The organism is Streptomyces sp. Y7, from assembly GCF_043195415.1.
GTDB lineage: Bacteria > Actinomycetota > Actinomycetes > Streptomycetales > Streptomycetaceae > Streptomyces.
The window spans coordinates 154,116-165,530 of record NZ_JBIDDQ010000002.1; the positions used below are offsets into that span (position 1 = coordinate 154,116).

Genomic DNA, 11,415 nt, shown 5'->3' on the forward strand with positions numbered 1-11,415 from the left:
TGTACGGCCTCCGGTGCCGAGGCTCGTCGCCACGGCGTTCCGCGGCATCGGCCCGCGGGCCGCGGATCGGTCGGCCCCGGGGCGGAGTGACGAACCGTCCTTTCGGCCGATGCGCGGCACGCCGCGGTCCCTAGGCTGAGAAGCGTGCTCCAAGACGACCTGCGAACCCTGTGGACCGAACCCCGGCCGCCCGACGCGCCCGCCCGGGTGTGGCGGGACGGGGCGCTGCTCGCCGCGGGCCTTGCGGGTGTGGCGCTGGAGGCCACCCTGCGCGAGAACGTCGTGTGGCGGCCGGTGGCGGTGGTGTTCGCCGTATGGCTGTGCCTGCTGCCCCTGTGGCGCCGGACCCGCCCGCTGGCGGTGGTGACGCTGGCGTTCGGCTCGGTGACCCTGCTTCAGGTGGCCTCGCTCGTCGCCGCACCGCGCGAGTCCGTCGGGCTGTACACCGGCGCGGTCGTGCTCGTGCTGGTGTACGCGCTGCCCCGGTGGGGATCGGGGCGCGAGATCGTGCTGGGCGGCGCGGTGATCCTCGCGACCGGCGCGCTGTGTGTCGTCGCGGACGAGACCCCGGTCGTCGAAAAGGTCGTGGGCCTCGTCTTCCTGCTGCTGCCCGGCGTGGTCGGGGCAGCCGTGCGGTTCTGGGTGACCGCTCGCGAGCGGCAGTTGGAGCAGGTGCGCTCCCGCGAGCGCGAGCAGCTCGCCCGGGAACTGCACGACACGGTGGCCCACCACGTGTCGGCCATGGTGATCATCGCCCAGGCGGGCCGGGTGCTCGCGGGCGCCGACCCGTCCGCCGCCGTCGAGGCGCTGGAGGGGGTCGAGGAGGAAGGGGCGCGCACGCTGGAGGAAATGCGCGCCATGGTCGCCACGCTGCGCGACCGCGGGGTCGGCGCCGAGCTGGCGCCCCCTGCCGGAGTCGCGGATCTGGAGCGCCTGGTGCGTACCCCGGGTGGTCGCCTCAGGGTCGACCTGGGGCTCGACGGCGAACTGGACGCGCTGCCGCCGGCCGTGGACGCGGCCGTCTACCGGATCGTGCAGGAGTCGGTGACCAACGCGCTGCGCCATGCGGTCGACGCGACCAAGCTCGTCGTTCGGGTCGCCGCGGATCGGCACACGGTACGAGTGAGCGTGCGCGACAACGGCCGGCGCATCGGCCGGGGTCGCGACGGATACGGACTGACCGGACTGCGCGAGCGTGCGACCCTGCTCGGCGGCACACTACGGGCCGGCCCGGGTACTGACCGGGGCTGGCATGTCGAAGCCGAACTGCCGAGAGCGAGGAGCGAGAGCGTTGTCCATTCGCGTCCTCGTCGCTGACGACCAGACGATCATCCGCACCGGGTTGCGGATCATGCTGAACGCCCAGCCCGGCATCGAGGTGGTCGGCGAGGCCGCCGACGGACAGGAAGCGGTACGTCTGGCCCACGAACTGCGTCCCGACGTCTGCCTGTTCGACATCCGCATGCCTGGGCTCGACGGGCTCGAGGCCACCCGGCTGGTCGCCGGCCCCGGCGTCGCCGACCCGCTGGCCGTGGTCGTCATCACCACGTTCGACCTCGACGAGTACGTCTATGGCTCACTGCGTGCCGGCGCCCGCGGATTCCTGCTCAAGGACACGGGACCGGACCTTCTGGCGCAGGCCGTACGGTCGGCGTCCGACGGTGAGGCGCTCATCGCGCCCAGCGTCACTGTCCGTCTGCTGCAGACATTCGCGGACCTTCCCGCCGGCCGGCCCGCCGCCCAGCCCGTCTCCCCCGTCACCGCCCGCGAGGAGCAGGTGCTCCTCGCGGTCGCGCGCGGGCTGACCAACACCGAAATCGCCGATGCACTGCACATCAGCCTGAGCACGGTGAAAACGCACCTGGCCAGCCTGATGGCCAAACTCGGCGCCCGCAACCGGGTCGAGATCGCGATGTGGGCCTACGAAACGCGCCGTATCCTCCCCGGCACCTGAGCCAGGTGCAGGCCATGTCCCATGAGTCCCCGCCCGGACATCAGTGCACCGGTCGGCTCACGTCGGCTCCACGTACCTCACCCGCCCCAGAGGGTGACGTACCAGGAGGCCGGAACTGGAACGGTGAGACACCCGATAGGACAAGACTCCCGACAGCTACCTCGCCAGTCTCCACCTGCACGCCTCGATGATCTGGATCAAAGACCTCACCAGGACCACCCGATGATCACGACTCGATACGCGCCCTAGTACTCCAGTCGCATTTCGCTATTCCTGCTGGTCAGAAGCGTGTTCCTGAGTGTACTTGGCTGATGTGCCGTCAGGCGGCGGGAGTTCGTGACTTCGGATGCGGCGAGCCGTTGTGCTTGTTGTGCAAGATGATGTGCGGCCTGATGTCTGGTCGGCGGAACTGGAAGAGCTGCTGGTGCGGATCGGTCACCGCTTCAGGCGGGTGGATCTGCGACGGCGGATGCGGGCCTACGTGCACGGCCTGCTCGGAGCGGTGGGCCGCAAGAACAGCTGGCAGCTGGCAGCTGGCAGCTGGCCGAGCATGCTGGTCACCACACCCCCGCAGGGCTGCAGCACCTGCTGAGCCGAGCCTGCTGGAACCCCGACGAGGTCCGCGACGACCTGCAGGAATACGTCGCCGAGAAGCTCGGTGACCCGGCGGGTGTGCTGATCATCGACGACACCGGGTTCATCAAGAAGGGCACCGTCTCGGCCGGGGTGCAACGGCAGTACTCCGGCACCGCCGGCCGCACCGAGAACTGCCAGATCGGCGTGTTCGCCGCCTATACCTCTTCCAGAGGCCGCGCGCTGGTGGACCGGGAGCTGTATCTGCCCAAGTCCTGGACCACCGATCCGGCCCGCTGCGCCCAGGCGAAGATTCCCGGCGAGCGCGCGTTCGCCACCAAGGGCGATCTTGCGAAGACCGTCATCATGCGAGCCCTGGCCTCACCGCTGCCGATCGCCTGGGTGACCGCGGACTCGGCCTACGGCCAGGAGTGGCGGCTACGCCGCATGCTGGAGGAGGCCGGCGTCAGCTACGTCCTGGCGGTGCCGAAGTCCCAGCACGTGCACACCATCGGCCGCATCGACTTCGCCATCACCCAGGCACCCGAGGACGCCTGGGAACGCTACTCCTGCGGCAACGGCGCGAAAGGGCCGCGCGTCTACGACTGGGCCGCCGCCCGACTGCCCGCGATCGACGACTTCGACGGCGATGCGCGCACCCACGAGCGGTGGGTGCTGGCCCGCCGCAGCCTCGCCCGCCCGGACGAGATCGCCTACTACCTCGCCTATGCGCCAGGCGGCACCGATGTCGCCGAACTAGTACGGATCGCCGGGACCCGCTGGGCGATCGAGGAAGCCTTCCAGGCTGCGAAGAACGAGTGCGGCCTGGATCAGTACGAGGTCCGCCGGTATCCGGGCTGGTACCGGCACATCACCCTGGCCATGCTCGCCCACGCCTTCCTCGCCGCCATGGCCGCCGCCGCGGGGACGCAAAGGGGGGCCGCAGAATCGGTTCCGACGCTCTCGCCCCGCTCACCGTGGCGGAAATCCGGCGACTCCTGGCAGCTGGCCGCCCGACGCTGACACACATACGGCGCACCCGCCACGCACTGAACTGGTCCCGCTGGCGCCGCCGTCACCAGGCCACCGCACGCCGCTGTCACTATCGGCGCCGCATCCGAAGTCACGAACTCCCGCCGCCTGACGGCACATCAGCGAAGTACACTCAGGAACACGCTTCTGACCAGCAGGAATAGCGAACTGCGACTGGAGTACTAGTACTCCACCCGTAGATCGTGATCTCGATGGTGAGGGGCGTCGAGGCGACAGGTGTCCAGCGTGGATCATCTCGCCCGAGATCGACCGTGCCCTCGAGGGCGTCGTCTCCTTCTCCGTCTACCCGAGTTCACCGCGACGGAGGGCGTCCCTTATCTCGCTGAGCTTCGCGGTCGCTGCCGGGGTCCGCTCCTGTGCTTGTTCAGCGAGTCGCAGGGCATCGTCGATCTCGCTGAGCTTCCCGGAGGACAGGACGGCCGCCCGCTCTATCAGGTCGTCCCGGGACACGGTGGTCAACCACGTGCACGGCGTAAAGCCTGGACGCGGGAACGCGAGCCGCAGCACGCCTTCGAACGGCAGCCCTTCACCGGCGCCGACCGTCACTTCGATGCCCAGACCGCTGATGTCGACGCCCGCCGGAGCGACGACCTGCATTACCTGGAACCCGGACGCGTCGTCGCCTGACAGCAGTACGACCAACCTCCGCTCGTCGAACTGGACCCACCAGACTTCGCCACGTTGCACAAGCCCTCCGATACACAGGGACGGCAGGCAGACGCTGCGCGACCTGACGCGGTGTGGAGACGGGTGCGGCCACCGTTGATCATCGGCGTGTTAAGACGAACGATACTCGGAACGGCGGTCACCTGTCCCCAGCACTCCATCAGGTCATGAGTCTGCTCCGCAGCAAGTCACCAAGCCGATCGATCCTGTAGAACCCCAGGTTCCCAAGCTGAAAACGCGCGCGCTCAGGTAGCGCTGTCAGCGTGGTGTCCTGCCCGCATGCTCTTGCCTATCGTCAGGTCCGAGCGGGCCGCCTTCTGGAGTTCGCACAGTGTCTCAATGATCGAAAGGCTCAGATCCCGGCGCACATCAGCCGAAGCGCCGGCCGGGTCCCGAGCACATCGGAGCAGAGCCCACAGCCGCTCGTTCACAACATCCGCAGTCTGAGTGGCTGCCTCATCTCCCAGCAGCATGAGGCCCTCGAAGAGGATGGAGCGCCGAGCCTCTGCGGCTTCCATCTCCTCCAGCAGTCCGGCGGTGTCCTCGCCACGCTCACGTGCCTCCAACGTCTGCCTGGCTGCGCGATTCGCCTCTTTCACGCTGGAGATGTACTCGATATACGTGTCGAGCTTCCGTTCGTCCCACCGCGTGGCCAGGGTCTGCCTGAACTTGGCACGCTCCGCCAGGCTCGTGGCGAAGAACGAAGTCATGGCGCCCAGCAAGACGCCCACAAGAGTGATGGCCTGACTGGCCATGAGGGCCCCCCGTCTCAGTTTCCGTTTCATTCGGCAGCGTTCATCGTCGTGCCGACAGAGCCCCGAGCGGTGATGGTCCCGCCGGCCGCGGAATCATGAACGCAGGTGAACTCTCCCGTACACAGCCCACCACCCCACCACCACAGTTGGACAGCGTGCGTTCGTCTTCGGCGGACAACGGAGGCTTGCTAGGTCTCGGATGCCGACCAGCCGTCCAAGAGCCCAACCATGGTGGACAGCCTGCCCAGCTCTGACATCCACGTTCCGTCGCCCCGGACGCGGCGAGGGTGTTGCCCGTGTCCGCCTGATCACCGCTGTCAGCCGAGGAATACGCCGGCTCCGGTACCGCCATGACGTCCTCCCCGGCTTGCTCGCCGGGACTGGACTCGCGATCCGCCTCCCGCCACCATCGCCCTGAAGCGCTTGGTCAGTTAATCGGTTGCACGCCACCGAGACGGGGATGTCAGATCCCGGCTATGACGATTGTGCTGAGTAGGCCGAGGCCCGACGAGGTATGCGAGGCTGTTGCGGCACTGCGGGAGTGGCAGCACGACGAAGCGCCGATGCAGTTGCATCCCGGGGACATCGGCTGGAACTACCGGTTCGGAACGGCCGAGACGGCCGCCGCGGTTCGGACCTGGAGCCGGAACGGACGGATCATCGCTGTCGGGATGCTGGATTCGCCGACGCTGGTGCGGATGACCGTCGCTCCCGACGCTGTCCAGGACGAGGGCTTGGCGCGGCGGCTCGTCGAGGACTTCTCGCTGCCTGAGCGCGGTGTGCTGCCTCAAGGAGCGGTATCCATCGAGGCGCCGCAGGGTCTTCTGCTCCACGACCTGTTGACCAAGGAGGGCTGGGGTGTCGACGAGCCGTGGACACCCCTCTTCCGCGACCTCACCGAGGCCGTGGAGGACCCCGGGGTGCAGATCAGGGCGATCGGCCTGGAGCAGGCACAGGACTTCGCCGATGTCCTGCGGTCCGCGTTCAACACCACGAAGCCCACGCGCGAGTACCGGCACGAGATGTCCGCGGCACCGTTCTACGCCGAGGCCCGATGCCTGGGCGTCTACGACGACCAGGGCAACCCCGCGGCAGTGGTGACGGTCTGGTCGGCCGGCCCGGGGAAGCCGGGACTGGTCGAGCCGATGGGCGTCCACGCGGACCATCGCGGCCGCGGCTATGGCAGGGCGATCACCGTCGCCGGGGCGGCCGCACTACGGACGATGGGCTCGTCGAGCGTGCGCGTGTGCACGCCGAGCTCCAACGTCGGCGGCGTCGCGACGTACAAGGCGGCCGGGTTCGCGGCGAGGCCGGAGATCGCCGACCGGATCCGGAAGGTCTGACGTCGGGGTCGCCGGACCTTCTGCACCGTCATGACAGTCTCGTGAAAGAGCGCCTGCGCTGACATCAACCGCCGACGCCAACAGGGGCGAACGCCGGCTGTCGGCAGCGAATGTCGATGGACGACCGATAGAGGCAGGAAGCGGGCTGACCAACGTCCACGAAGCCACGTGATCGACCCGATAAGGATGAGGTTCGAACCTGCGCTGGGCGTGGCGCTGCTCTCAAACGATGGGCGGCGCCACGCTAGCTCGACTCGGCCATCAACGCTCCACGGCCGCGTGGGTACTAGACCGGCCGCTTGGTCAGGCAGAAGGGATGGCCGGCTGGGTCATTGAGCACCCGCCACCTTCCTCCACCCGGCTGATATTCTGGCTTGGTCGCGCCCAACTCCAGCAACAGAGCTTCCGCCTCATCAAGGTCGTCGACCGCGAAGTCGAGGTGGAGTTGTTGCGGTACGGCTCGATCGGGCCAACACGGAGCCCGATGGTCATCGACCCGCTGGAAGCCGATGAGGAGCCCATCGTCGCCGCTGATGCCAGCGAAGTCACTGTTGGACTTGGGGTGAACCTCAAGCCCGGTTGCCTGCCGATAGAACGCGGCAAGCGCCTCAGGATCAGAGCAGTCGAGCGTTATCGCGGTCAGTTTCATACGCAGGGGCATAACATTAGACCCTAGCGATCAACTCCCACACACCACGGCCTGAAACGCACCGGCCACTCACCTCGAAGGGCCGCCTCGGATCCATGAGAGGGCGCCCAACGACCCCACACTTTTTCACTACTGACCGCACGTCGACGTTGCTTGAGTCGCTCATCCACCGGCCCAAATGAGGCGCGATCACCGTACGAGGCTGAATCGCTACCTACTGCGATCCAGTCAGATTGACGCACACTCGAACACATGGGGGCATTGAGGGATCAAGAGTGGTTATGCCATCACTGCGGTGAGGCACGCCCAACCGTGTGCGATCGAGGCCGAATCGACCTCTGAGTTCAGCTGAGTCGGTCTCTGAGGTGCCCAGTGGCGTTCGGGCAGCGCTAGTGGGCGAACCAGCGAGTTCGCTGAATCTGAACGTTGAAGCAGCGGGAATCTGCTGGCCGGGTAGGTGTCCAGCGTTGGGATGGCTGTGGGTTCGTTATCGGCAATTGCGTTGTCGATTTAGTGAGGCTGAGGCAGCATCCCGGTCATGGGACACCCTGCTGATGTGCTTCGCTTTGATCAGGTCGAACTGCGCCGATGGCGTGGCGACGACATCGAGACCCTGCATCGGGTAATCACTGAGTCGCCTGATCACCTGCTGCCGTGGATGCCCTTTGCGGCCACCCACGACCGGAAGCAGGGGGAGGGTTTCTGGCCCACTCCGCGGAGGCGTGGGCCTCGGGGCAGGAATACAACTACGCGATCACCTCGGGTGGGATAGTGGTTGGCAGCTGCGGACTGCATCGCCGGATCGGACCTGGCGGTCTGGACATCGGGTACTGGCTCCACCACGCGTGGACTGGGAAGGGGCTGGCAACGATGGCCGCGGCTGCCCTCGCGCAGGCGGGGCGGGAGCTGCCGGGCATCGACCGCATCGAAATCCACCACGACGAGGCCAATTCCGCGAGTGGCGCCATCGCCCGCCGCTTGGGCTTCAGGAAGTTTGACCGCGTGCGGGTGCCGGATGGACCCGAAGCCCCCGGCGAGACAGGCATCCATGTGATACGGCGCCTTCAGTGACTTCGCAACTGACAGGTGACACCGCTTGTCACGGAGCTGGGCCAGCTCTTGGCGATCACAGGGCAAGAGGTGTCCAAGAGAACTGCCACCGGTCATGGGCGCACTGCGGCACGACGCTGATAAGGATCTCCGAAACCTCCACCGCGGCTTGGCTGCCCCACCAGACTTGCTTCTATTTCCCAATGGAGAAGGGACGGCACGCATGGCGAACAGCGCACTTCTGGTGATGGACGTCCAACGGGACGTCGTGGCCATCGCCGACGATGGTTCCGGATATCTGCCGCGCTTGCGCAGGGCGATCGACGGTGCCCGGGCTGCCGGCATCCCCGTGATCTACGTGGTGATGGGGTTACGGCCGGGTGATCCAGTAGTCAGCCCTCGCAACAAGGTGATCACGAACGCGGTGCGGGCCGGCCTGTTCACCGAGGGCGCGCCTGGCACCGAGATCCATGACGACGTTGCGCCCCAGCAGGGCGACATCGTGGTTACCAAGAGGCGGGGGAGCGCGTTCTCGGGCAGCGACCTCGACTTGGTACTCAGGGCTCGCGATATCAACAGCCTCGTTCTCACCGGCATCGCCACCAGCGCTGTAGTGCTGTCCACCCTGTGGCACGCCATCGACCTGGACTTCGGCCTCACCGTCCTGGCGGATGCCTGCCTCGACACCGACCTCGAGGTGCACCAGGTCCTCACCGAAAGACTGTTCCCGCAGTGGGCAGATGTCGTCACCATCGAGGACTGGCTCAAAGCCATCGCACCGCAATAGCGGGAGGCCGTCCTTTCGCGGTCCCTATGCCTGGGTGGGATCGATGATGAAGTGCTCGGGATGGGCGGAGCCGACGTAGTGGATCGCGGTGTGCGAGGTGATGCCGAACAAGCACATCAGCCGGACCGGGTCCGCGGTCTCTCGTGCCTCATCGAGGAACCGGTCCCGCCGAAGCTGCGTGGCGTTGATCCCGACCCGGTCGTGCATCGCCTGGAAGTTGGAGATGCCGACCTCCGGGCGATCGACGTGCATGGCGGTGATGGGGCTGACGATCAGGGTCTGTGCAAACAGCTCGCCGCTGAAGCACCTGGACATCGGCCGGGCCGCTGTCTTCAGGCTCGTCGGCGCCGCGTGCACCGCCGTCGTCGCGCTGACCGGTGAGCAACGTCAGATCGGGTTCGACTCCCCTAGGCCCTAGGTGTCCTGTCCGGCGAGTCAGGTCGTCGCGCGAGTGGCGACCGGCCGACCAGGGCTTCCAAGCGAATGGTGCGGCAGTCGATGTGGAGAGTGCGGGCCTTCGCCTGCCACGCCGGCATGGCGGCGAACCGCGAGGAAGTGCGGGCCCATCAGTCTTGCCGATCCGGGTCCGTACGGGGGGTGGATCCGGATCGGCACGCTGTCAGAACGGCATGGCGGGGCAGCTGGTGCCCTCTGGTGGGACTGCCAGGTCGGTGAGATAGCTATCCACGGCGCCCTCCATACACGGGCCCCTGGTGACGCTGCCGTGCCCGTGGCCCTTATAGGTGAGGAGCACGCCGCTGCGGCCGAGCTGCCGGGTCACCGAGACCGCCCACGGGTAGCCGGTGGCGGGGTCGTGCAGTGCGTTGGACAGCAGGATCGGCGGGGCGCCGTCTGCGTCCAGGCGGTGCTGCGGGTTGGCGGTCGGCGCGCCCAGGCACGCCGCTGCCATGTGGATCGGCAGCAGGTATGGCAGGTCGGGCGCGGTCTTGTCCAGCATCGCGACGAGCGAGGCGTACTCCTGGTAGTCGCGCACCGGCAAGAGCCAGTCCGAGCAGAAGACCGGGGTGGCCGGATGCAGCGGTGCTATCGAGGTGGGCGACGCGGGCAGCGGCTTGCTCGCGTCCATCCCCGCGATCGCCATGGCCAGGCCTGCGTAGTCGGCCACGTAGAACTTCTTGAACGCGATCTTGTTGACCAGGTCCGAAGACGGCAGCGAGGTGCCCAGCTTCTTCGGGTCCTCCAGCTCGCCGCGCCCGGCCCGGGCCAACAGGCTCTGCCAGACGGCGCGGACGTCGCGGCCGTGCAGCGCGCAGTCCGCGGCGCCGGCGCACCACTTCACGAACTCCTGGAATGAATCCTGTGCCGTGGCCGCCTCGGACTGCAGGAAGTCCCGGGTGGTCGGGACGCTGTGGTCCATGACGCTCTCCAGCACCATCGCACGCACGCGGCGCGGGTAGGTCTCGGCGTACTGAGCCCCGAGCAGCGTGCCGTACGAGCTGCCGTGGAAGGTCAGTTTCCGCTCGCCGAGGGCGGCCCGGAGGGCGTCCAGGTCCCGAACCGTCTGGGCGATGTCGAGATGGTCGAACACGGGGCCGGTACGGGCCCGGCAGTCGGCACGGAGCCGCTTGTTGTACGCCGTAGTGGCCTCGAAGTCCGCCTGGCCCTTCAGCTCCGGTGACGGCCGCTCAGCAAGCAGGTCGCCAGAGCAGGTCACCGGGTTGCTGTTGCCCACGCCGCGCGGGTCGAAGCTGACGATGTCGAACCTGCGGTGGACCTCGGGGCTGAACCGGCTGATACGGCCCACCACCATCTCCACACCCGAGTCGCCCGGCCCGCCCGGGCCGAATACCATCGAGCCAACGCGTGCGCCGGACTCGGTGGCCTTGCGGCGGGCCACGGCCAGGTCGAGTCTCGGCCCCTCCGGGTGGGCCCAGTCGACCGGCACCGAAAGAGTGGCGCACTCGGCTCCCGGCTTCACCGGGTCGTCACACGGCGCCCACCGCAGGGCTCCGGTAGAAGACGCCGACGCGTGGACCGCGGGAGCGGCGGCCAGGCCGGTGATGACGGCCATGGCGGCTCCCACGGCCATGGCCCTGCCCCGCGCCGCGATGCGCCGCAGTGCAGATCTACCCCTTAACGGCATGGATCCTCCTCGTGGAGAGAGCGGTTGTGTCAGGCGTGCGGACCCGGCCGAGGCACCGTCGTCACGTTAGGGGCACTGTCGCCCATGGGTCGCCCTTGTCAGGGGCTTTCCGGGTCGGGTCGGGGACCACTCAGGGGCGACCCGGGCGCAGAGCGAGAAATGGTCAGGGTCGGGTCAGGGGCCACACCTGTCGTGTGTGCAGGCGCATGCGGAATTCCGGAAGTAGGGCTCTGTCTGGATTCAGCGCGCATCGAACTCGGCATACAAGCGTTCTTCGAAGACGAGTCGCTACGCGAGGAGATCAACCGTCGAGCCGCGCGCATGAGGGCGTCAGTCACCGTTGAACCAGTGCGGGCCGCGACGGCGGTCGTCTCACTTGAGGGCCCTGAGCACCATTGCCGATCTTGCTGAGACAATCGCCTTCCGCGCTGATCAGACCCGTAGGCAACCGATTGGCACCAGTCTCCTTGAGCTCATCGCC

10 protein-coding genes and 1 pseudogene are annotated in these 11,415 nt (G+C 67.5%); 6 read left to right on the plus strand and 5 right to left on the minus strand.

The window, feature by feature from the left end:
- The first annotated feature begins 144 nt into the window (after window positions 1–144).
- The 3 genes and pseudogenes from ACGFW6_RS06665 to ACGFW6_RS06675 all read left to right on the plus strand — a co-directional run bounded on the left by ACGFW6_RS06665 (window position 145) and on the right by ACGFW6_RS06675 (window position 3,671).
- Window positions 145–1,317, plus strand: a complete 1,173-nt coding sequence (locus ACGFW6_RS06665; RefSeq protein ID WP_393505383.1) for a sensor histidine kinase — start codon at window positions 145–147, stop codon at window positions 1,315–1,317.
- Window positions 1,292–1,954, plus strand: coding sequence for a response regulator (locus tag ACGFW6_RS06670; protein WP_393505384.1), 663 nt, complete (start codon window positions 1,292–1,294; stop codon window positions 1,952–1,954). The genes ACGFW6_RS06665 and ACGFW6_RS06670 overlap by 26 nt, the downstream gene beginning before the upstream one ends.
- A 346-nt stretch (window positions 1,955–2,300) precedes the next feature.
- Window positions 2,301–3,671: pseudogene (locus tag ACGFW6_RS06675) on the plus strand (IS701 family transposase).
- A gap of 191 nt (window positions 3,672–3,862) precedes the next feature.
- Here ACGFW6_RS06675 and ACGFW6_RS06680 read toward each other — a convergent pair.
- Window positions 3,863–4,267 carry a type II toxin-antitoxin system PemK/MazF family toxin gene (locus ACGFW6_RS06680; protein ID WP_393505385.1) on the minus strand — a complete coding sequence of 135 codons (405 nt, stop codon included), beginning with the start codon at window positions 4,265–4,267 and terminating at the stop codon, window positions 3,863–3,865.
- A 224-nt stretch (window positions 4,268–4,491) separates the two neighbouring features.
- Window positions 4,492–5,001 (minus strand): hypothetical protein, encoded by a 510-nt coding sequence (locus ACGFW6_RS06685; RefSeq protein WP_393505387.1) that lies wholly within the window; start codon window positions 4,999–5,001, stop codon window positions 4,492–4,494.
- A gap of 476 nt (window positions 5,002–5,477) precedes the next feature.
- On the opposite strand from ACGFW6_RS06685, the gene ACGFW6_RS06690 reads away from it, so the two are divergent.
- A complete protein-coding gene (locus ACGFW6_RS06690; protein ID WP_393505389.1) occupies window positions 5,478–6,344 on the plus strand; it encodes a GNAT family N-acetyltransferase in 867 nt (288 codons plus the stop codon).
- Between the two features lie 286 nt (window positions 6,345–6,630).
- On the opposite strand, the gene ACGFW6_RS06695 is transcribed toward ACGFW6_RS06690, so the two are convergent.
- A complete protein-coding gene (locus ACGFW6_RS06695) occupies window positions 6,631–6,993 on the minus strand; it encodes a VOC family protein (RefSeq protein ID WP_393505391.1) in 363 nt (120 codons plus the stop codon).
- 654 nt (window positions 6,994–7,647) lie between these two features.
- Here ACGFW6_RS06695 and ACGFW6_RS06700 point away from each other — a divergent pair.
- Together ACGFW6_RS06700 and ACGFW6_RS06705 are read left to right on the plus strand one after the other, a co-directional pair.
- On the plus strand, window positions 7,648–8,064 hold the full coding sequence (locus tag ACGFW6_RS06700; protein WP_393505393.1) for a GNAT family N-acetyltransferase: 417 nt from the start codon (window positions 7,648–7,650) through the stop codon (window positions 8,062–8,064).
- Between the two features lie 202 nt (window positions 8,065–8,266).
- A complete protein-coding gene (locus tag ACGFW6_RS06705; protein WP_393505395.1) occupies window positions 8,267–8,830 on the plus strand; it encodes a cysteine hydrolase family protein in 564 nt (187 codons plus the stop codon).
- A gap of 24 nt (window positions 8,831–8,854) precedes the next feature.
- Here the strand turns inward: ACGFW6_RS06705 and ACGFW6_RS06710 are convergent, their stop codons facing one another.
- Window positions 8,855–9,082: a hypothetical protein gene (locus ACGFW6_RS06710; protein ID WP_393505396.1), complete on the minus strand. Its 228-nt coding sequence runs from the start codon at window positions 9,080–9,082 to the stop codon at window positions 8,855–8,857.
- A gap of 367 nt (window positions 9,083–9,449) precedes the next feature.
- On the minus strand, window positions 9,450–10,934 hold the full coding sequence (locus tag ACGFW6_RS06715) for an alpha/beta hydrolase (protein WP_393505398.1): 1,485 nt from the start codon (window positions 10,932–10,934) through the stop codon (window positions 9,450–9,452).
- Window positions 10,935–11,415: the final 481 nt, after the last annotated feature.

Bases quoted from the DNA above. Each gene is read 5' to 3' on its own strand.
- ACGFW6_RS06685 (WP_393505387.1), bottom strand. From the start codon at position 5,001: ATGGCCAGTCAGGCCATCACTCTTGTGGGCGTCTTGCTGGGCGCCATG.
- ACGFW6_RS06690 (WP_393505389.1), top strand. From the start codon at position 5,478: ATGACGATTGTGCTGAGTAGGCCGAGGCCCGACGAGGTATGCGAGGCT.
- ACGFW6_RS06695 (WP_393505391.1), bottom strand. From the start codon at position 6,993: ATGAAACTGACCGCGATAACGCTCGACTGCTCTGATCCTGAGGCGCTT.
- ACGFW6_RS06705 (WP_393505395.1), top strand. From the start codon at position 8,267: ATGGCGAACAGCGCACTTCTGGTGATGGACGTCCAACGGGACGTCGTG.
- ACGFW6_RS06710 (WP_393505396.1), bottom strand. From the start codon at position 9,082: ATGCACGTCGATCGCCCGGAGGTCGGCATCTCCAACTTCCAGGCGATG.
- ACGFW6_RS06715 (WP_393505398.1), bottom strand. From the start codon at position 10,934: ATGCCGTTAAGGGGTAGATCTGCACTGCGGCGCATCGCGGCGCGGGGC.